This window comes from Janthinobacterium sp. LM6 (assembly GCF_002002885.1).
Classification (GTDB): Bacteria; Pseudomonadota; Gammaproteobacteria; order Burkholderiales; family Burkholderiaceae_D; genus Janthinobacterium; species Janthinobacterium kumbetense.
Genome location: NZ_CP019510.1, coordinates 5787545 through 5808874, shown reverse-complemented (window position 1 = coordinate 5808874; position 21330 = coordinate 5787545). Strand labels below are relative to the sequence as shown.

17 protein-coding genes are annotated in these 21330 nt (G+C 65.5%); 14 read left to right on the top strand and 3 right to left on the bottom strand.

Annotation, left to right across the window (positions count from 1 at the left end; genetic code table 11):
• The first annotated feature begins 37 nt into the window (after positions 1 to 37).
• Positions 38 to 1291: a cyanophycinase gene (locus BZG29_RS25490; protein ID WP_077409288.1), complete on the top strand. Its 1254-nt coding sequence runs from the start codon at positions 38 to 40 to the stop codon at positions 1289 to 1291.
• A gap of 8 nt (positions 1292 to 1299) precedes the next feature.
• On the opposite strand, the gene BZG29_RS25485 is transcribed toward BZG29_RS25490, so the two are convergent.
• Both BZG29_RS25485 and BZG29_RS25480 read right to left on the bottom strand, forming a co-directional pair.
• Positions 1300 to 2484 carry a DUF418 domain-containing protein gene (locus BZG29_RS25485; RefSeq protein WP_077409287.1) on the bottom strand — a complete coding sequence of 395 codons (1185 nt, stop codon included), beginning with the start codon at positions 2482 to 2484 and terminating at the stop codon, positions 1300 to 1302.
• An 8-nt stretch (positions 2485 to 2492) separates the two neighbouring features.
• Positions 2493 to 3095 (bottom strand): TetR/AcrR family transcriptional regulator, encoded by a 603-nt coding sequence (locus BZG29_RS25480; protein WP_077408555.1) that lies wholly within the window; start codon positions 3093 to 3095, stop codon positions 2493 to 2495.
• 201 nt (positions 3096 to 3296) lie between these two features.
• Here BZG29_RS25480 and BZG29_RS25475 point away from each other — a divergent pair, with 201 nt between their 5' ends.
• The 13 genes from BZG29_RS25475 (at position 3297) to BZG29_RS25415 (ending at position 21049) form a co-directional block, all read left to right on the top strand.
• A complete protein-coding gene (locus BZG29_RS25475; protein WP_077408554.1) occupies positions 3297 to 4739 on the top strand; it encodes an IgA Peptidase M64 in 1443 nt (480 codons plus the stop codon).
• A gap of 427 nt (positions 4740 to 5166) precedes the next feature.
• Entirely contained in the window at positions 5167 to 5352 is a 186-nt protein-coding gene (locus tag BZG29_RS27980) for a hypothetical protein (protein ID WP_150131055.1), read from the top strand.
• Entirely contained in the window at positions 5349 to 6131 is a 783-nt protein-coding gene (gene fabI / locus BZG29_RS25470; protein WP_077408553.1) for an enoyl-ACP reductase FabI, read from the top strand. Before BZG29_RS27980 ends, fabI begins: the two co-directional genes overlap by 4 nt.
• Positions 6132 to 6147: 16 nt before the next feature.
• A complete protein-coding gene (locus BZG29_RS25465; RefSeq protein ID WP_077408552.1) occupies positions 6148 to 7593 on the top strand; it encodes an efflux transporter outer membrane subunit in 1446 nt (481 codons plus the stop codon).
• 18 nt (positions 7594 to 7611) lie between these two features.
• Positions 7612 to 8685, top strand: a complete 1074-nt coding sequence (locus BZG29_RS25460) for an HlyD family efflux transporter periplasmic adaptor subunit (protein WP_150131053.1) — start codon at positions 7612 to 7614, stop codon at positions 8683 to 8685.
• Positions 8686 to 8687: 2 nt separating this feature from the next.
• Positions 8688 to 11429, top strand: coding sequence for a ribosome-associated ATPase/putative transporter RbbA (gene rbbA, locus BZG29_RS25455; RefSeq protein WP_077408551.1), 2742 nt, complete (start codon positions 8688 to 8690; stop codon positions 11427 to 11429).
• 4 nt (positions 11430 to 11433) lie between these two features.
• Positions 11434 to 12558 (top strand): ABC transporter permease, encoded by a 1125-nt coding sequence (locus BZG29_RS25450; RefSeq protein WP_077408550.1) that lies wholly within the window; start codon positions 11434 to 11436, stop codon positions 12556 to 12558.
• 47 nt (positions 12559 to 12605) lie between these two features.
• Entirely contained in the window at positions 12606 to 14870 is a 2265-nt protein-coding gene (locus BZG29_RS25445) for a DUF3141 domain-containing protein (RefSeq protein WP_077408549.1), read from the top strand.
• Between the two features lie 9 nt (positions 14871 to 14879).
• Entirely contained in the window at positions 14880 to 16295 is a 1416-nt protein-coding gene (locus BZG29_RS25440; RefSeq protein ID WP_077408548.1) for a bifunctional enoyl-CoA hydratase/phosphate acetyltransferase, read from the top strand.
• The gene (locus BZG29_RS25435) at positions 16292 to 17509 is read left to right on the top strand and encodes an acetate/propionate family kinase (protein WP_077408547.1); all 1218 of its coding nucleotides are present in this window, start codon (positions 16292 to 16294) and stop codon (positions 17507 to 17509) included. Before BZG29_RS25440 ends, BZG29_RS25435 begins: the two co-directional genes overlap by 4 nt.
• Positions 17510 to 17723: 214 nt before the next feature.
• On the top strand, positions 17724 to 18200 hold the full coding sequence (locus BZG29_RS25430; protein WP_077408546.1) for a hypothetical protein: 477 nt from the start codon (positions 17724 to 17726) through the stop codon (positions 18198 to 18200).
• A gap of 165 nt (positions 18201 to 18365) precedes the next feature.
• Positions 18366 to 20675, top strand: a complete 2310-nt coding sequence (locus tag BZG29_RS27970) for a M43 family zinc metalloprotease (RefSeq protein WP_216350329.1) — start codon at positions 18366 to 18368, stop codon at positions 20673 to 20675.
• Positions 20676 to 20701: 26 nt separating this feature from the next.
• Positions 20702 to 21049, top strand: a complete 348-nt coding sequence (locus BZG29_RS25415) for a hypothetical protein (protein ID WP_077408544.1) — start codon at positions 20702 to 20704, stop codon at positions 21047 to 21049.
• On the opposite strand, the gene BZG29_RS25410 is transcribed toward BZG29_RS25415, so the two are convergent.
• Positions 21046 to 21234 (bottom strand): LuxR C-terminal-related transcriptional regulator, encoded by a 189-nt coding sequence (locus BZG29_RS25410; protein ID WP_171985104.1) that lies wholly within the window; start codon positions 21232 to 21234, stop codon positions 21046 to 21048. The genes BZG29_RS25415 and BZG29_RS25410 overlap by 4 nt on opposite strands.
• Positions 21235 to 21330: the final 96 nt, after the last annotated feature.

The following is a 21330-nucleotide window of genomic DNA, read 5'->3' as shown; positions in this document are numbered from 1 at the left end:
CAAATATGCGCCACTTTCCTTGTATTCGAAAGGCACCATGAAATCATCTTCAAGCCTGTATCAACAATTGTGCGCCGCGCTGCTGTTCGCGCTGGCATTGTGCAGCGTCCATGCCGTGGCAGCGCCCGGCGGCAGCGCCATCGGCAGCGCGCCGCAGGGCACCCTCGTCATCATCGGGGGCGGCCTGCGCGCCGACAATGCCGAAGTCTGGCAGCGCATCGTCAAGTTGTCGGGCGGGCCAGGCGCGCGCATCGCCGTGCTGGCCTCGGCCGCGATGAATCCGGAAAAATCGGGCGAAAGCATCATCAAGAAGCTGAACCAGTATGGCGCCGACGCCTTTTTCGTGCCGCTGGCCGTCAAGCTGGCCAATCGCGATTACCGCAAGGCGGCCGAAGACCCGGCCATCGTCACGCAGATCAAGTCGGCCAGCGGCATTTATTTTGCCGGCGGCGACCAGGGGCGCATCACGCAAGCCTTGCTGCGCCCGGACGGCAGCCGCACGGCCGCGCTGGAAGCCATCTGGTCGGTCTACCGCAACGGCGGCGTGATCGCCGGTTCCAGCGCCGGCGCGGCCATCATGAGCACCACCATGTTCTACGACGCCAAGCCCGTGCTCGACATGCTCAAGATGGGCGTGACGGACGGGCGCGAGATCGCGCCGGGCCTCGGCTTCATCGGCAGCGACGTTTTCGTCGACCAGCATCTGCTGGTGCGCGGCCGCTTTGCGCGCATGATTCCCGTGATGCTGAAAAAAGGCTATCACCTGGGACTGGGCATCGATGAAAACAGCGCCATGGTGGTCGACGCCATGCGCGACGTGGAAGTCATCGGCTACAGCGGCGCCCTGCTGATCGACCTGTCGGGCGCCATCAGCGATCGTGGCGTGAAAAATTTCAATATCAGCAATGCGGCCATCAGCTACCTGGACCGGGGCGATAAATTCAACCTCGTCACGCGCGTGTTTACGCCCTCGCCGGACAAGGCTGACAACAAGCTCGATCCGAACCAGCCAGACATGCGCGAACCCGTGTTTACCAACGATATCCTCGGCAATAACGCCGTGCTCGACCTAATGGGTAATTTGATCGACAACGCGCAGCAGGAAGCCATCGGCATCGCCTTCGGCAACCCGCGCGACCCATATCCGGACCTGGGCTTCGAGTTCCGCTTCAGTAAAACGGTCAACAGCGTCGGCTACAGCTCGACCGAGGCGGAAGCGTATTCGGTGCTGAAACTGCGCCTCGACATCCGCCCCATCCAGCTGCGCCAGCCCCTGTACCGCTACAAGTAAGCGGCGCGTTACCGCCGCCAGCGCGGCCACGCGGCGATCGTCAAGGCCCTGAGCAGCCATTCGACGGGGCCATACGCGTGGCCGCGCAGCCACCAGCGGCTCAGTGGCAGCTGCAGGCCGAAGATGATGGCTGCCAGCGCCAGCGCGCCCAGCGGAGACACACTCCCCATCAACCGCGCGCCATACGCGAGGAACAGCACGGCGCAGATGGCCGACTGCAGCAGGTAGTTCGACAGGGCCATGCGGCCCGTGTCCGCCAGCAGCGCAAACAGCGTGCCGTTGCGCAGGCGCTCGAAGAGGGCCAGCGCCAGCGCCAGGTAGGCGCCCGCCAGCAGTGGCGCGCTCGCCAGGCCCACGGCCAGTCCCGCCACCTGCCATGCCTGGCTGTCGCCATACACGGAAGTCCACGCATAGAAGGCAGCACCAGGCAATCCCGCCAGCGCTCCGGCCCACAGCAGGCGGCGGCGCAGCGGCAGGTAATCGCTTGCGTGCAGCAGCATCTCGCGCTTGCCGGCGGCCAGGCCGCACAGGAACATGGCCAGCGCGCACGGTGCCTGCACCAGCAGCAGGACGATCCAGATGTCACCCAGTTCGCGCAGGTGCTGATGGATGACGGCGGCCGGCGTGGCGCGGTAGGCGGCCAGCGCGCTTGCCGCCTTTTGCGCCATCGCCACGGCGTTGTCCGTGGCGTCTCCCGCCGGCTGCAGGCTTTGCAGCCAGGCCATGCCTGCCCAGAATGCCACGCAGACGGCGACGAGTATCGACGCCAGGGACAGTGCCTGGCGCTCGCCGCAGCGGTGCAGCGCCAGCAGCACGATGCCCAGCAGAGCATAGGTCGTGAGTATGTCGCCATGAAACAGGAGCACGGCATGCAGGGCGCCGATCAGCCACAGGCCCGCTTGCCGGCGCAGCATGCGCGGCACGAACGGCGCATCGGCGCGCGCGGCCGCCTGCATCTGCAAGGTGAAGCTGTAGCCGAACAGGAAGGAAAACAGCAGGTAGAACTTGGTTTCGAACAGCAGGGCGACGATAAAGTGCGTGGCGCGGTCCACGTCGCCGTGAAAGGCGGGATCGGTCAATCCCAGGCCGAACCAGGGCGTGGCGAAGGCGCCGATATTGACGACCAAAATGCCGAACAGGGCGCAGCCGCGCAGGGCGTCGACGTCGGCGATGCGCGTGGGCCGGGTTTGCATGGCGGCGCTCATGCCAGGGCAGGGCGCAGGAAGCGCGCCAATAGCAGGTGCAGGCTGGCCCGCTGCGCCGGCGGCGCGTAATGAGGATCGACGGCGACCCGGTTGAAGATGCCGTCGATCAGCGCGGCGATCCAGCCGGCCGTTTGCGCGGGGTCGAGCGCGGCGTCGACCTGGCCTTGTGCCGCAGCGTTTTCCAGCAGCGCCTGCACGCCGGCGCGCAGCACGGCATCGTTGCGCGCCACCCTGGCCGCGATATCTGGATCGCGCATCGCTTCGGCGGAAATGTCCAGCGCCAGTCCCGCGAAATCCGCGTCGGCCGCCAGCGCCAGCACCAGGTCCATGAAATCGAGCAGGGCGCCGTACGCATCGGCGCTGCCTTGCACGCCGGCGAAATAGGCGGCCGTCTCGCTGCCTTCCTGGTCGACGATGGCGGCGATGATGGCTTGCTTGGTGGGGAAGTAATGAAACAGGTTGCCGGGACTCATGCCCGCTTGCGCGCAGATGGCGGCGGTGCTGGTCTGGTGAAAGCCCTTGCGTGCGAAGCAACTGCGCGCGGCGGCGAGAATGGCGTCGCGACGGGCCGCGTGTTTGCCGGGATCGATGGTGCGCATGGCGGTTTTCTCTCCTTTTAATTAATCGACTAGTCAGTCTAATATAAATGGATTGCGTGGCGCGGTCAAACGGGTGCTTTGCAGTGCCGATTCCTGTCGCTACAATGTGCCGCAGCGGTTTTTCCCGCGCCTGCCGGTAGGCCCGCCGATTGTTTGGAAAACCGTTCCCTTCACCTGTTTTTCTACCGTTTTAGGAATGACATGCAGCAGACCCCGATTCGATCCTTCCTCTGCGCGCTGGCGCTTGCCGCCGGCATCGTCCCAGCCGCGCAGGCTGCCGGTGCCGCCCAGCCGGCCACCATGCGCCTCGATTACCAGCACAGCGGCAATGCGCTGGGCGAGCATTATGCGGTCGAGCGCGTGCTGGTCGAGCCGCTGCCATGGCCGGGCAACCTGGCGCGCCCCATCGACGACAGCAACCGCGGCAACAATATGCTGGAAGTGGTCGACATCAAGTCGGGCAAGGTGCTGTACTCGCGCGGTTTTTCCACCATCTTCGGCGAATGGGCCAGCACCGATGAGGCGAAAACCACCACGCGCGCCTTCCAGGAATCCGTGCGCTTCCCGCAGCCCGAGCACCCCGTGCGCGTGCGCATCCTGAAACGCGACGAACGAGGCCTGTTTTCTGTTGTGTGGAGCACCGATGTCGATCCTGCCGCGCAGGACGTGATCCGCAAGCAGCCGCCGGCGACCGTCAAGCCGATCCCGATCCGCATCAGTGGGCCATCGCCCGACAAGGTCGACCTGCTGATCATGGGCGACGGCTACACGGCGGCCGAAATGGACAAGTTCGAGGCGACGGCGCGCAAGCTGGCCGAGCACCTGTTTACCGTCTCGCCATTCCGCGAGCGGGCCAATGACTTCAACGTGTGGGCCATGGCCGCGCCGACGCAGGAGTCGGGCGTGTCGCGTCCATCGACGGGCGTGCACCACGCCTCGCCGCTGGGCACGCGCTACGATATCTTCGGCAGCGAGCGCTATGTGCTGACGACGGACAACCGCGCTTTGCGCGACCTGGCGCAATACGCGCCGTATGAGTTCATCGAAATCCTCGTCAATAACGATACCTATGGCGGCGGCGGCATCTTCGGCCAGTTCAGCACGGCGGCGGCGAACAACGATTGGGCCAATTACCTGTTCGTGCATGAATTCGGCCACCATTTCGCCGGCCTGGCCGACGAGTATTACACTTCGCCCGTGGCCTATCAGTCGAATGGCGAGCGCCAGGAACCGTGGGAGCCGAACGCCACGGCGCTGCGCGATCCGTCCAAACTGAAATGGAAGAGCCACATCAAGGCCGGCACGCCGCTGCCGACGCCATGGCCGAAGGAAGCATACGACAGCCATGCGCGCGAATACCAGCAGCAGCGCGCGGCCCTGCGCGCGGCGAACCGCCCGGAAAGCGAGATGAGCGCCTTGTTCAAGGCCGACCTGGCGTACACGCAGCAGCTGTTCTCGAAGGCGCCGCAGCGCCATACGGTGGGCGCCTTCGAAGGCGCGAACTACGAGTCGTCCGGCTACTACCGGCCCGAGATGCAGTGCATTATGTTCGACCGCAGCGAGACGTTCTGCTCCGTGTGCCAGGATGGCATCAGTACCATCATCGACCTGTATTCGCGTGGCGCCGCGGCGCCGGGCAAATAATGCCGTTCCTGCCGCGTCCGTAATGCATGGGGGTCATGTTGCATCGCAATAGCATGGCCCCCTTTCTGCCTCTCCCCACCGTCTGCCTTCCGTCCCTGCCCAGCGCTGCTTGTTTTTCAGGCAATACCAATTGTCGCTCACCTGCGCGCTTTTCTTCTCGCTAGCCCAGTGATATTATCAAATCAATACGCCCGCACGCTTGCCTGAAAAATATTTCATTTAGATAATATTGAGGTAAAATTTGATTTACATCAATGTTGCATTGCCGCAATCGCACTTATAGTTGACCTAGCTCAAAGCGTCATGGAATGCGGATCGGACTCATCACGAATCACGCGTCTAAATGCTGTAGAGTAATTTCGCCCCGTACCAGTTCCCCGAAAATGCACTGGTGCGTGCCTCGAATTTCAGTGACGGAAGCCGATTCATGAAGATGCAGACCCCCGCGCCTGACGCGTGCAGTTCCTTACACCCCCACACTCCCATTGCCTTGCCGTATGCGCGTGCCGGCGGCGTGACGCTGGCCACTTGCGCCGCCGCCATGCGCGCCGGCGCGGTGCGATGCGTGCATGCGGCCACGCCGTGGCCCGCCCTGCGTCCGGTCCAGGCATGACGGCCGACTTGCGGTCCTTGCCTTTGCAGGGCAAGCGGGGCCTGGTGGTGGGTATCGCCAACACGCAAAGCATCGCCTGGGGCTGCGCCAGCGCACTGCGCGCGGCCGGCGCCGAACTGGCCGTGACCTGGCTCAATGACAAGGCCCGTCCATACGTGGAACCGCTGGCGCAGCAAGTGCAGGCGGCCATCATGGCGCCGCTCGACGTGGCCGTACCGGGTCAACTGGAGGCGCTGTTCGCGCAGATCGAACGGCAATGGGGGCGGCTCGATTTCGTCGTCCATTCCATCGCTTACGCACCGAAACAGGATTTGCATGGCCGCGTGACCGACAGTTCGGCAGACGGTTTTGCGCAGGCGATGGATATCTCCTGCCACTCCTTCATGCGCATGGCAAAACTGGCCGAACCGCTGATGCCGGACGGCGGCAGCTTGACCACCATGAGTTACCTGGGCGCCGAGGAAGTCATCGCCGACTACGGCCTGATGGGACCCGTGAAGGCGGCGCTGGAAGCGTCGGTGCGCTACCTGGCCGCCGAACTGGGCCCGCAAGGCATCCGCGTCAACGCCATTTCGCCGGGGCCACTGGAAACGCGGGCCGCTTCCGGCATCGCCCATTTCGACCGCCTGATGGCCGACGCCATCGAGCGCTCGCCTATGCGGCGCCTGGCCACCATCGAGGACGTGGGCGCGCTGTGCGCCTTCCTCGCCGGCGACGGCGCGCGCGCCATCACGGGCGGCACCCTGTATGTCGATGGCGGCTACAACATTCTGAATTGACTGGAAGAAGATAACCATGGCTGTTCCTACTTTGCCCAACCGCGCCAGGATGGCCGCGCTGGCCACCACGCTGGCCCTGGCCGGCTGCGCCTCGATGGCGCCGTTGTATGCGCCACCGCCGCTGCCCGTGGCGACGCAGTATCCGGAGACCGATTCCGCCGGCGCGCAGGCGCCCGACGTCGCCTGGCAAGCCTACTTTGCCGACGCGCGCCTGCAGGCGTTGATTGCGCAGGCGCTGGCCAGCAACCGCGATATCCGTATTGCCGCCCTGCGCGTGGAAGAGGCGCGCGCCGCGTATGGCATCCAGCGTGCGGAGCAGTTCCCCACCATCGCGCTGGGCGCCTCCGGCAGCCGTGCGCGCGTGCCGGCTGACCTGAGTCCGACGGGGCGCGCCATGACGAGCGCGCAGTACCAGGCGGGCTTGAACGTGAGCGCCTGGGAGCTCGATTTCTGGGGCCGCGTGCGCAGCTTGAAGGACAGCGCGCTGCAAACCCTGCTGGCCAGCGACGAGGCGCGTCGCGCCGTCGGCGTGGCCCTGGTGGCGCAGGTGGCCAATGGCTACCTGGGCTTGCGCGAACTCGATGAACGGGTGGCGCTGGCGCGCGCCACGGTCGACAGCCGCGCCGAATCGCTGCGCATCTTCACGCGCCGCTTCGAAGTGGGTTCGATTTCCAAGCTGGACCTGACGCAGGTGGAAACCTTGCTCAGCCAGGCCTTGTCGCTGTCGGCCCAGCTGGAACAGGCGCGCGCCGTGCAGGCGCATGCGCTGGCCCAACTGGTGGGCGGCCCCGTCGACCTGACTCCGGACACGCGCCGCTTCGACGACGCCAGCGTGCTGCAGCCGCTGCATGCGGGCTTGCCTTCGGCCTTGCTCACGCAGCGTCCCGACCTGATAGCGGCCGAGCACCAGCTGCGCGCCGCGCAAGCCAATATCGGCGCCGCGCGCGCCGCCTTCTTCCCGACGATTTCGCTGACGGCGGCCTACGGCACGGCCAGCGCGGAATTGAACGGCCTGTTCGATTCTGGCAGCGGCGCCTGGAATCTCGCGCCGCGCCTGGTGCTGCCGATCTTTGACGCAGGCCGCCTGCGCGCCAATATGGACCTGGCCGAGGTGCGCCGCGACGTGGCTGTGGCCAACTATGAAAAAAGCGTGCAGGGCGCCTTCCGCGAAGTGGCCGATGCGCTGTCGAACCGGCGCTGGCTGGCGCTGCAGGTCGACATCGGCAAGACGACGCTGGCCGCGCAGAGCGAACGGGCGCGCCTGGCCAAGCTGCGCTACGACAATGGCGCCGCGCCCTACCTGGAAGTGCTCGATGCGCAGCGCGACCTGCTGACGGTGGAGCAGCAGCTGGTGCAGACGCGCCGCGCGCTGCTCTCGAGCCAGGTCAGCCTGTATGCGGCGCTGGGCGGCGGCGTACCTGCCAATACCTCCGCCGCCTCCGCCGCCGCTTCCACCCACTAATTTGATCGCCCCGATACCATGAATGCTCAACTGAAGAAAAAACTCATCCCCGCGGCGCTGGTCGTGGCCGTTCTCGTGCTGGGCTACGTGGCCTGGCAAAAAATGCGTCCCACGGGCCCTGGCGAAGGTTTTGTCAGCGGCAATGGCCGCATCGAAGCGACGGAAATCGACGTCGCCACCAAGCTGGCAGGCCGGGTCAAGGAGATCCTCGTGCGCGAGGGCGACTTCGTCAAGGCGGGCCAGCCGCTGGCCACCATGCAGGTAGACTCGTTGTCGGCCCAGCGCGACGAGGCGCGCGCGCGCCAGCAGCAGGCGTCCGATGCCGTGGTCGGCGCGCAGGCGCAGGTGGCCGTGCGTGAGAGCGACAAGGCGGCCGCGCTGGCCATGGTGGCGCAGCGCGAAAGCGAACTCGATGCGGCCAGGCGCCGCCTGGCCCGTTCCGAAACCCTGTCGAAGGAAGGCGCTTCCTCGGTGCAGGAACTCGACGACGACCGCGCCCGCGTGCGCAGCGTGGCAGCAGCATTGAACGCGGCCAAGGCGCAGGTGACGGCGGCGCAGGCAGCCATTGACGCAGCCAGGGCGCAGGTGGTGGGTTCGCGCTCCGCCGTCGTCGCCGCCGAGGCGACGACGGCGCGCATCGATTCCGACCTGGCCGATGGCCAGCTGACGGCGCCGCGCGACGGCCGCGTGCAATACCTGGTGGCGCAGCAGGGCGAAGTACTGGCCGGCGGCGGCAAGGTGCTTAACCTCGTCGACCTGTCGGACGTCTACATGACCTTCTTCCTGCCCGAGACGGCGGCCGGCAAGGTGGCGCTGGGCGGCGAAGTGCGCATCATCCTCGACGCGGCGCCTCAGTACGTGATTCCCGCGACGATTTCGTTTGTCGCGGCCAGCGCGCAGTTCACGCCGAAGACGGTGGAAACGGCCAGCGAGCGCCAGAAGCTGATGTTCCGCGTGAAGGCGCAGATCAGCCGCGAGCTGCTGCAAAAACACCTGGCCCTGGTCAAAGTGGGTTTGCCCGGCGTGGCCTGGGTGCGCCTCGATGCGAAGCAGCCATGGCCCGCTGAACTGACGGCCAAGGTTCCGCAGTGAGCATGGACGTGAACCCCTTTGTCGTCCGCATCCAGGGCGTCAGCCAGCATTACGGCAAGACGGTGGCGCTCGACGCCATCGACCTGGACGTGCCGGCCGGCCGCATGGTGGGACTGATCGGTCCCGATGGCGTGGGCAAATCGAGCTTGCTGTCGCTGGTGGCCGGCGCGCGTGCCGTGCAGCAGGGCAGCGTGATGGCGCTGGGCGGCGACATGCGCGATGCGCGCCACCGCGACGACGTCTGCCCGCGTATCGCCTACATGCCGCAAGGCCTGGGCAAGAATCTGTATCCGACCTTGTCGGTCGAGGAAAACCTGCAGTTTTTCGCGCGCCTGTTCGGCCACGACGCGGCCGAACGCCGCCGCCGCATCGACCAGCTGACCCGCAGTACGGGCCTGCAGACGTTCCTGGCGCGCCCGGCGGGCAAGCTGTCGGGCGGCATGAAGCAGAAGCTGGGCCTGTGCTGCGCCCTGATCCACGATCCCGACCTGCTCATTCTCGATGAGCCCACCACCGGCGTCGATCCGCTGGCGCGCGCCCAGTTCTGGGACCTGATCGCCGGCATCCGCGTGCAGCGGCCGCAAATGAGCGTGATGGTGGCCACCGCCTACATGGACGAGGCGCAGCGCTTCGATTGGCTGGTGGCCATGGATGACGGCAAGGTACTGGACACGGGCACGCCGGCCGAACTGCTGGCGCGCACGCAAAGCGACAACCTGGAAGCGGCCTTCATCAAGCTGCTGCCCGAAGCCAAGCGCGCCGGTCACCAGCCCGTTGTGATCACGCCGCTGGACGCTGCCAGCGCGCAGGACGTCGCCATCGAGGCGAAGGACCTGACCATGCGCTTCGGCGACTTCACGGCCGTCGACCATGTGAATTTCCGCATCGGCCGCGGCGAGATCTTCGGCTTTCTCGGCTCGAACGGCTGCGGCAAGTCGACCACCATGAAGATGCTTACGGGCCTGCTGCCGGCGACGGAAGGCAAGGCCTGGCTGTTCGGCAAGGAAGTCGATTCCAACGATATCGACACGCGCCGCAGGGTCGGTTACATGTCGCAGGCCTTCTCTCTGTACAGCGAATTGACGGTGCGCCAGAATCTGGTGCTGCACGCGCGCCTGTTCCACGTCCCGGAAGCTGAAATCGCCGCACGCATCGACGAGATGGCGCAGCGCTTCGACTTGCGCGCCGTGATGGACGACTTACCCGACAGCCTGCCGCTGGGCATACGCCAGCGCCTGTCGCTGGCCGTGGCCATGGTGCACAAGCCGGAAATGCTGATTCTCGACGAGCCGACGTCCGGCGTCGACCCGATTGCGCGCGACAATTTCTGGCGCCTGATGATCGAGCTGGCGCGGCGCGACCGCGTCACCATTTTCATTTCCACCCACTTCATGAACGAGGCCGAGCGCTGCGACCGCATTTCGCTGATGCATGCGGGGAAAGTGCTGGTCAGCGATGCGCCGACCGAACTGGCGCGCAAGAAGGGCGCGCCGTCGCTGGAAGCGGCCTTCATCGCCTACCTGGAAGAGGCGGGCGGCGGGACGGCGCCGGCGGTGCAGGAAACACCGGTGCCGGTGCAGCAGGAGGCGGCAGCGCAGCCGCCGCAGCACCGGCGTAGCCGTTTCAGCCTGGGCCGCATGCTCAGCTACATGTGGCGCGAGACGCTGGAACTGCGTCGCGACCCCGTGCGCCTGACCCTGGCGCTGGGCGGCTCCGTGCTGCTGCTGTTCGTCATCGGCTTCGGCATCAGCCTGGATGTCGAAGACTTGAGCTACGCGGTGCTCGACCACGACCAGACGACTTTGAGCCAGAATTACACGAACAATCTGGCCGGCTCGCGCTACTTCATCGAGCGACCGCCCCTGCGCGACTATGCCGATATCGACAAGCGCATGCGCAGCGGCGAACTGTCGCTGGCCATCGAGATTCCGCCCGGCTTTGCGCGCGACGTGCAGCGCGGCGCGCCGGCCCAGGTGGGCGCGTGGATCGACGGCGCCATGCCGATGCGCGCCGAAACCGTGCAGGGCTACGTGCAGGGCATGCATCAGCTGTGGTTGGCCGACCAGGCCCTGCACCGCTATGGCATCAAGATGAACAACCCCGTTGCCATCCAGACGCGCTACCGCTACAACCCCGACGTGAAAAGCTTGCCGGCGATGGTACCGGCCGTGATTCCCTTGCTGCTGCTGATGCTGCCGGCCATGCTGGCGGCGCTGTCCGTGGTGCGAGAAAAGGAACTCGGCTCCATCATCAACCTGTACGTGACGCCCGTCACGCGCCTGGAATTCTTGCTCGGCAAGCAAGTGCCGTACGTGCTGCTGGCCATGCTCAATTTCATCCTCATGGCGCTGCTGGCAGTGACGGCGTTCGGCGTGCCGGTCAAGGGCAGCTTGCTGACGTTGATCGGCGCCACCTTCATCTTTAATATCTGCGCCACGGGCATCGGCCTGTTCGCTTCGACGTTTACGCGCAGCCAGATCGCGGCCCTGTTCGTGACCATGATCGGCACCATGATCCCGGCCATCCAGTTTTCCGGCCTGCTCAATCCCGTCTCGTCGATGGAAGGCGTGGGCAAGGCCATCGGCCTGATGTACCCCGCCACGCACATGCTCAATATCAGCCGCGGCGTGTTCAACAAGGCGCTGGGCTTTGGCGACCTGCACGCCTCGTTCTGGCCCCTGATCGTCGCCATTCCCGTGATCCTCGGCGTGACGGTGGCGCTGCTGAAGAAACAGGAGTCGTAAGCATATGCGCCACCTTGAAAATATCTACCGCCTGGGCGTGAAGGAAATCTGGAGCCTGATCCGCGACCCGATGATGCTGATCCTGATCCTCTACACGTTTACGTTGGCCATCTACGTGGCCGCCACGGCCAAGCCGGAAACCCTGCACATGGCGTCGATCGCCATCGTCGACGAGGATGGCTCGCCTCTGTCCGGGCGCATCGCCTCGGCCTTCTTCCCGCCGCAGTTCACGCCGCCGGCCATGATCAACCAGAGCCAGGTCGATGCGGGCCTCGATGCGGGCCAGTACACCTTCGTGCTGACGATACCGCCCAAGCTGCAGGCCGACGTGCTGGGCGGGCGCCAGGCGGAGCTGCAGCTGAACGTGGACGCCACGCGCATGAGCCAGGCCTTCAGCGGCAGCGGCTACATCCAGCAGATCGTCGCCGGCGAAGTGTCCGAATTCGCCAAGCGCTATCGGGGCGCGACCGTCTCGCCCGTGGAGCTGGTGATGCGCGCGCGCTTCAATCCATCGCTGAGCCAGGCATGGTTTGGCTCGCTGATGGAAATCATCAACCAGGTAACGATGTTGTCGATCATTTTGACGGGGGCGGCGCTGATCCGCGAGCGCGAACACGGCACCATCGAACACTTGCTGGTGATGCCCGTCACGCCGGCCGAGATCATGCTGGGTAAGGTCTGGTCGATGGGTCTCGTGGTGCTGCTGGCCGCCGCCCTGTCGCTTAACCTGGTGGTGCGCGGCATGCTGCACGTGCCCATCGAGGGTTCCATCGCGCTGTTCCTGTGCGGCGCGGCCCTGCACCTGTTTGCCACCACCTCGATGGGCATTTTCCTCGCCACCGTGGCGCGCAGCATGCCGCAGTTCGGCATGCTGCTGATCCTCGTGCTGCTGCCGCTGCAGATGCTGTCGGGCGGCAGCACGCCGCGTGAAAGCATGCCCCAGCTGGTGCAGAACATCATGCTGATCGCCCCGACCACGCATTTCGTCGAATTGAGCCAGGCGATTTTGTACCGGGGTGCCGGCATCGACGTGGTGTGGAAACCGTTTCTGGCCTTGCTGGCCATCGGCACGGCGCTGTTTACCTTCGCGCTGGCGCGCTTTCGCAAGACCATCAGCCAGATGGCGTAGCCCCCGCGCCGGAATGGTCCGGCGTTTTTTGCATGAAAAGGATAGCCATGAAGATCGAAGCTGCACCATTTTTCTCCACCGGCGGCTTGCCGTCGCTGGGCGTGCTGGGCGACTATGCGCGCGATTCGTGGCAGCGCATCGTGCTGTACGCGGACGTGATGCGTCGCCGCGGCAACCAGTACCAGGAGCACATGGCCGAGGAGGTGCCGAACGTGCTGGACTTCCCCGCCGAACTGGTGATGTCCGGCCTGGAGCTGGCGCGTCCCGTCAACTACGGCCTGGCGCGCATCCTCACTCCCGATGCGCCGGATCCTGATCCGTCGAAGCGGCCCTTCGTCGTCGTCGATCCGCGCGCGGGACACGGTCCCGGCATCGGCGGCTTCAAGGCGGAAAGCGAAATCGGCGTGGCCCTGCGCGCCGGCCATCCGTGCTACTTCATCGGCTTCCTGCCCGATCCCGTGCCGGGACAGACGGTGGAAGACGTGATGCACGCCGAGGCGGCCTTCCTGGAAAAAGTCATCGCCCTGCATCCGCTCAGCGAAGGCAAGCCCGTCGTCATCGGCAATTGCCAGGCGGGCTGGCAAATCCTCATGACGGCGGCGATGCGTCCGGAATTGTTCGGCCCCATCATCGTGGCCGGCGCACCCGTGTCCTACTGGGCCGGCTGGCATGGCCGCAACCCGATGCGCTACGCGGGTGGGCTGATGGGCGGAAGCTGGGCCACGGCGCTGGCCGGCGATCTGGGCAACGGCCGTTTCGACGGCGCCAGCCTGGTGCAGAATTTCGAGAAACTCAACCCGGCCAATACCCTGTGGAGCAAACAGTACAACCTGTATGCGAACATCGATACGGAAGCGCCACGCTACCTGGAATTTGAAAAATACTGGGGCGGCCATGTCTTCCTCAACGACGTCGAGATGCAGTACATCGTCGATAATCTGTTCATCGGCAACCGTCTGGCCACGGCGGAATTGATTACCTCCGACGGCGTGCGCCTGGACTTGCGCAATATCCGTTCGCCCATCGTCGTGTTCTGCTCGAACGGCGACAACATCACGCCGCCGCCGCAGGCGCTGGGCTGGATCACGGACCTGTACCGCGACGACAAGGATGTGCTGATGCACGACCAGACCATCGTGTATGCCGTGCATGACAGCATCGGCCACCTGGGTATCTTCGTCTCGGCCAAGGTGGGGCACAAGGAACACCAGAAATTCGCCAGCAATATCGACCTGATCAACCTGCTGCCAGCCGGCATCTACGAAGCGAGGATCGTCGACAAGACGCCCGACACGCCGAACGCGGACCTGGCCAGCGGCGATTATGTGCTGCAGGTCGAACACCGCGGCATCGACGACGTGCGCGCCATCGTGCAGCCAAGCGTGGAAAACGACCGCAAGTTCGCCGCTGCCGCGCGCGTGTCCGAAGTGAACCTGGCCCTGTATCGCACGTTTGCGCAGCCGTGGGTGCGCGCCATGGTCACGCCGCAGACGGCGCGCTTCCTGCAGCTCGCGCATCCGCTGCGTGTGTCGTACGAGCGCTGGACCGATCACAATCCGCTGGCCAGGCTGGTGGCCAAGGAGGCGGAAAAGGTACGCGCCCAGCGTCAGCCGGTGGCACCCGACAATCCGCTGCTGGCCATGCAGGAGGCCTTCTCCGGCGCCATCACGGCCGGCTTGAACAGCTGGCGCGACTGGCGCGATACGGTGCAGGAAACCACCTTCGACCTGGTGTACGGTTCACCGCTGGTGCAGGCGCTGACGGGACAAGCCCTTGGCGACACGACGCCGCCGCGCCCGCATCCCGGCATCTCGCCCGAGCATTGCGAGTACGTGCGCTGCGAAACGCGCAAGATGGACGAAGACATGCAGCGTGGCGGGCTGGTGGAAGCGGCCGTGCGCGCGCTGTTCTACATCTACCGCTTCCGCATGATCGCCGACGAGCGCAGGGTCAACCTGGCCCTGAAATTGATCAAGCCGCAGTACCGGCAGGATGTCAACATGGAGGAATTTCGCGGCATCGTGCGCCAGCAGGCGCGCTTGATGCTGCATGATTTCGATGCCGCCATCGCCGCCTTGCCGATCCTGCTGTCGCGTGCCAGCCCGGACGACATCGGCGCGCTGTCCGAATGGCTGCAGCAAGTGCTGCAAGTGCCCGAAGCGCCAACGCCGGACGAGGAAGCGAGTCTGCAGCAGATGCAGGGCGTCTTCGAGCGCGCGATCAAGGCGCAAGCGAAGGCGTTGCCGTCGGACGCGCGCTCATCCCCTGCCGGGCCAAAAGCCAAGCCGGCCAAACACATTACCCCTGTATAGAAGATCACGATGACTACTACCCAAGACGATGACTTGAATATCGTACGTAACCGCACCTTCGACCAGATCGCCATCGGCGACAGCGCCAGCATCACGCGCACCCTGAGCATGGACGATATCGCCCTGTTCGCGGTGATGTCGGGCGATGACAACCCGCAGCACCTCGATGCCGAATTTGCCGCCGCCAGCCGCTACCAGGGCGTGATCGCCCACGGCATGTGGGGCGCGGCCCTCATTTCCGCCGTGCTGGGCACGCGCCTGCCCGGCGCCGGCACAGTCTACACGGGCCAGACCCTGCGCTTTTTGCAGCCCGTGCGCGTGGGCGATACGCTGGCCATCAGCGTCACCGTCACGGCGCTCGATCCGCGCAGCCGCCACGTGACTCTGGCGTGCCGCTGCGTCAACCAGCATGGCGCCGTGGTGCTCGACGGCGAGGCGCAGGTGATCGCGCCGGCCGAGCAGATCGAACGCCAGCGCGCCACCCTGCCCGAGGTACGCCTGCATAACGGCGACGGCACGCGGCGCCTGCTGGAACACGCGCGCACCCTGGGGCCGATCAGGGTGGCCGTGATCCACCCTTGCGATGAACTGAGCCTGTCGGGCGCGCTCGACGCGCATGCGGCAGGCCTGATCACGCCCGTGCTGGTGGCGCCGCGCGCGCGCCTGGAAGCGGTGGCGGCCGAAGCGGGCCTGAGCTTGGCCGGCATCGCCATCGAGGACGTCGAGCATAGCCATGCGGCAGCTGCACGCGGCGCCGAACTGGCGGGCAAGGGCGAAGTGGAAGCCTTGATGAAAGGCAGCCTGCACACGGATGAATTGATGTCGGCCGTGCTGGCCGCCAGCGCCGGACTGCGCACCAAGCGCCGCATCAGCCACTGCTTCCTGATGCAGACACCCGCGTATCCGCGTCCTTTCATCATCACGGACGCGGCCATCAATATCGCGCCGAACCTGGCCATGAAGGCCGATATCGTGCGCAACGCCATCGACCTGGCGCACGTGATCGGCGTGGCCTGCCCGCGCGTGGCCATCCTGGCCGCCGTGGAAACGGTGAACGCGGACATGCCGGCCACCCTGGACGCGGCCGCCCTGTGCAAGATGGCCGACCGCGGGCAGATCACGGGCGCGATCCTCGACGGCCCGCTGGCTTTTGATAACGCCGTCTCGATCGCCGCCGCCACCGTCAAGGGCATCGTCTCCGAGGTGGCGGGCCGCGCCGATATCTTGCTGGTGCCCGACCTGGAAAGCGGAAACATGCTGGCCAAGCAGCTCGAATACATGGGCGACGCGGACAGCGCCGGCATCGTGCTGGGCGCGAAGATCCCCGTCATCCTCACCAGCCGCGCCGATTCGCGCGCCAGCCGCATCGCTTCGTGCGCCATCGCCGTGATGCTGGCCAACCATTACCGGAGCACGCCGCCATGAACGCACCAATCATCCATGCCGATGGCACCCTGATCCTGGTGCTCAATTGCGGCTCGTCGAGCATCAAGTTCGCCCTGTTCGAGCAAGCGGGCGGCGTGCTGCCGCAGCAGGCGCAATGGAGCGGCAAGGTCGAAGGCATCGGCCGCGAAAACGCCACGTACCGCGCCGGCGGACTGCCGGCAGTCGCCTTGCAGCTGGACCCGGAGCAGCCGCATCACGCGGCCCTCGAATACATCCGCGCGCAAGTGGTCGCGCAGCTGGACGGGCGTCCGCTGCGCGCCGTGGCGCACCGCGTGGTGCATGGCGGCAGCAAGTATTTCGCCCCCGTGCGCATCGATTTCACCGTATTGGCCGACCTGAAAAGCTTCGTCCCGCTGGCGCCCCTGCACCAGCCGTTCGCCCTTGAGGCGATCGAAGTGCTGCTCACATCGCGGCCCGACATCGCCCAGGTGGCGTGCTTCGACACGGCCTTCCACCACACGGTGCCGCAGGTCGAGCAGATGCTGGCACTGCCGTACGATGCGTGGGAGCGGGGCTTGCGCCGCTATGGCTTCCACGGCCTGTCGTACGAATACCAGTCGCTGGTGCTGGAGCAGCGTTTCGGCGCTGTCGCGCGCGGCAAGGTCATCGTGGCGCACCTGGGCAGCGGCGCCAGCCTGTGCGCCATGAATAATTTGCACAGCGTGGCCACCACCATGGGATTTTCCGCGCTCGACGGCCTGATGATGGGCACGCGCTGCGGTTCGCTCGATCCTGGCGCCGTGATCTATTTGATGGAAATCGAAAAACTGTCGCTGGAAAAGGTGGCGCACGTGCTGTACCACGAATCGGGCTTGCTGGGCGTGTCGGGCGTGTCGGCCGACCCGCCGGTCTTGCTGGCGCAGCAGGACCGGAAGGATGCGACGGGCGAACGCATCCGCGCCGCGCTGGCTTTATATATCCGCCGCATCGTGCGCGAGATCGGCGCCCTGACGGCCGTGCTGGGGGGGCTGGACATGCTGGTGTTTACGGCCGGTATCGGGGAGCACAGCGCCGAGCTGCGCCAGCGCATCTGCGCCGAGCTGGGTTTTATTGGTCCCGTGCTCGACGCGCAGGCCAATGCGCGCAATGCCAGCCGCATTTCCAGCGATGCCAGCCGCATCGTGGTGGGCGTGGAGCCGGCCAACGAGGAGTGGGTGGCGGCGCGCCACGCGGCCCTGGCCGTCAGCGTGTGAGTCCTGCAGCGTACGGCAGCGCTCGATGGGAAGTTTGCCGAAATGCATATATTTTCCGTTGAGTGCGCTAACGCACTGTGTGGTTTGCCCGTTATCTTTACTATGAAGTCATGCCATTGCGCTACATCAAGAAACAGCGCGATGCCTGGCAAATTTTGAACATTTTGCCCGCCTTTAGTAAGAATAAAATTAAACCATATTGAAAGGTCTCATCATGAACAAATTACTCGCCGCCCTGATCGCCACCCTGTTTGCTACCGCTGCCATCGCGCAAACGTCGCCAGTTACCCCAGCCGTTGCCAGCGCCCAGGCGTCTGCGCAGCATGACATCAACAAGGCTGCCAACAAGGAAGCCAAAGTCGATGCGAAGGCTGACGCCAATGTCGCCAAGGCAGAAATGAAGGCCGACGAAAAGAAAGCCGACGCCCAGCACAAGGCGAACAAAACCAAGGCCAAGGCTCACGATAAAGTGGTCGATGCCGATCCGGAAGACAAGATGAAGGCGCAAGCCAAGGCTGACAAGGCTGCCGCCAAGGCCGATGCGAAAGCGGGCAAAACCGCCGTGAAAGCGGATGCCAAGGTCGCCAAGGAAAAAGTGGAAGCGAACGCCGACAAGGCCATCGCCGCCACCAAGACGGAAGAAGTGAAGGCCAAGGCCGACGCTGAAGTCAAGGCCGCCGCCGCCAAGTAATGCCCTGTTTGCGGGCCTCGGCCTGCAAACCCAAAAGACAGCTTCGGCTGTCTTTTTTTTCGTCTGCCACTTTTCCTTGGCACCGCTTGCCAGTCTTGATCTGGCGCAAATGCTCCTCTTTTCGCCGTGCCATAGTGATCTGGCAAACAGACGAAGGGAGACACCATGAACACCGCTAAAACGAAAAAATCACCGGCTACCGGTTCGGCTGAAGGTGCGCCAGCCATGTCCGCCATGCAGGCGATGCCGGTCGAGGGCAACATGCAGGCCGATGCTGATGCGGTGGGCGGTGACGCCATGCCGGGGCCGCGCCTGGGCGTGTCGTACGCGGACCAGGCGGCGCTCGCCCAGGGCGCTGCCGCCGCGGATGCCGGCGCCATGCCGGGTGGCGGCATGCAGCAGGCGCCGCAAGGCATGGCGGGCACCAGCTGCATGCAGATCGGTGGCGGCGGCATGGGCGGCGATGGTGGCGGTGGCAATGGCGGAGGCGGAGGGCAGGGTGGCGGTACGCCGCAGACGCGCACCTGCGCCACGATGGACGTGCATCGCCGCTTGCTGACCGAAGATCCATCCTATGCGAATGTGCGCGCCGATATTGAAAATCTGGCCGGACTCTACGAGGGTGACAGCAGCATTGCCGGACGTTCCGGCGTGACGCAGATACCAGTGGTGGTGCACGTGGTGTGGAATACGGCCGCGCAGAATATTTCGGATGCGCAGATCGCCAGCCAGATCGATGTCCTCAATCGCGATTTCCGGCGCGTCAACCCGGATGTGAACAGCACGCCGGCGCCATTTTTGCCGCTGACGGCCGATGCGCGCGTCGAGTTTGCGCTGGCCACGACCGATCCGCATGGCGCGGCCACCAGCGGCATCGAGCGGCGCCAGACGACGGTCGCCTCGTTTGGCGCGGACGATGCCGTCAAGTCGCAGGCAACGGGCGGCATGGATGCCTGGCCGGCCGACAGCTACCTGAATATCTGGGTGTGCCAGCTCGGTGGCGGTTTGCTGGGCTACGCGCAGTTCCCCGGCGGCCCGGCCGCCACTGACGGCGTGGTGATCCTGCAATCGGCCTTCGGCACGACGGGCACGGCCGCGCCGCCGTTCCACCTGGGGCGCACGGCCACGCATGAAATCGGCCATTGGCTGAACCTGAATCATATCTGGGGCGACGACGGCACTGGGTGCTCGGGCACGGACAACGTGGCCGATACGCCGAACCAGGGCGGGCCGAACACGGGCCAGCCTTCGTTCCCCCACGTTTCCTGCAGCAACGGGCCGAATGGCGACATGTTCATGAACTACATGGATTACGTCGACGATCCCGCCATGTTCATGTTTACGGCGGGCCAGGTGGCGCGCATGCAGGCCTGTCTCGATGGCCCGCGCGCCAGCATCGGCACGGGCGGCACAGGCGCAGGCGCCACGCCGCGCCAGAGCTCTTCTCCCGTCGTGGCCTGGGGCGCGACCCGCCTCGACGTGTTCGTGCTCGGCACGGACCGCGCGCTCTACCACAAGGCCTGGAATGGCACGGCCTGGGCGCCGTCCGTCACCGGCTATGAAGGCCAGGGCGGCATCTGCACCAGTGCGCCGCAGGTGGTGTCGTGGGCGCCGAACCGGCTCGACGTGTTTGTCACGGGCACCGACAGCGGCTTGTTTCACAAATGGTGGAACGGCACGGCCTGGGGACCGTCCCTGACCGGCTATGAGGCGATGGGCGGCTTGTGCGTGGGCGACCCGCGCGCCGTGGCCTGGGGTCCGAACCGCCTCGACGTGTTTGTCGTCGGCACGGACCGGGCGCTGTACCACAAGTGGTGGAATGGCGCGGCCTGGGGGCCGTCGCTGACGGGTTACGAAGCCATGGGCGGCATCTGTCTGGGCCAGCCGGAAGCCGTGGCCTGGGGACCGAACCGCCTCGATGTCTTCGTCATCGGCACGGACCGGGCCTTGTACCACAAGTGGTGGAACGGCACGGCCTGGGGGCCGTCGCTGACGGGCTATGAGCGCTTGGGCGGTATCTGCACCTCGTCGCCGAAGGCGGTGGCGTGGGGGGCGAACCGTCTCGACGTTTTTGTGACGGGCACCGATGGCGCGCTGTACCACAAGTGGTGGGATGGCGCGAAATGGGGCCCTTCCAACGACGGCTTCGAGCGCCTGGGCGGCATCTGCGTGGGCGAAGTGGAAGCCGTGTCGTGGGCGCCCAACCGGCTCGATGTCTTTGTCATCGGCACGGACAGCGCCCTGTATCACAAGGCGTGGAATGGATCTGCCTGGTCGCCTTCCGTGACGGGGTTTGAAAACCTGGGCGGCATCTGCACCTCGCGTCCGCGCGCCACGGCATGGGCGCCGAACCGCCTCGACGTGTTTGTCACGGGCACGAATGGCGCCCTGTTCCACAAGGCGTGGAATGGCACGGCCTGGTCGCCTTCCGTGAGCGGCTATGAAAGCCTGGGCGGCGTGGTATCGTGTTTCTGATGACAATCTGTTAAACGGGAGGCGGCATGCACGGCATGACGATGGCTTTGCCCAGCGGTAGCTGGACGCATTCCTTCGAGGAGGATGCGGATGGTATCGAGGTGTACCGGCCCACGGCCACCTTCGCCTTTCCTCCCAGCCGCAAGGGCCGCAAGGTGCTGGAGTTCGGCGCGCCCGCCGGCGCCATGGCGCCAGGGGAGGCGACCTTGACGTCCATGGCGCCCGGCCCCGATGACCGGCCCCGCGCCGGCCCCGTGACCCGGTTGCTGCCCCTGGGAATGGGCCGTTATGCGCTGGGCGATGTTAGCGGGGCGCAGGAGGTGATCGACATCGTTGAAGCGACGCCCGATGTGCTGCGCTTGTCGCGACGTTAAGGCGTGTCGCGCAGTTTGCAGGCGAGCGCCGTGCGGTTGTCCACGCCCAGCTTCTGGTAAATCGCATGCAGCTGGTTGCGCACGGTGGCCGGCGACTTGCCCAGTTCCCTGGCGATGCTTTTATACGGCAATCCTTCGGCCGCCATGGCCGCCACCCGCCGTTCGGCCGGGGTCAGGCGCTGCATGGCAGCCTGCATGAAACGTTGTTTGTCATCCTTGTTCTCCTGTCCGTGTGCGGCATGCCGGTGGCATGCCTGCAGGGATAACGGTAACGCGGGACA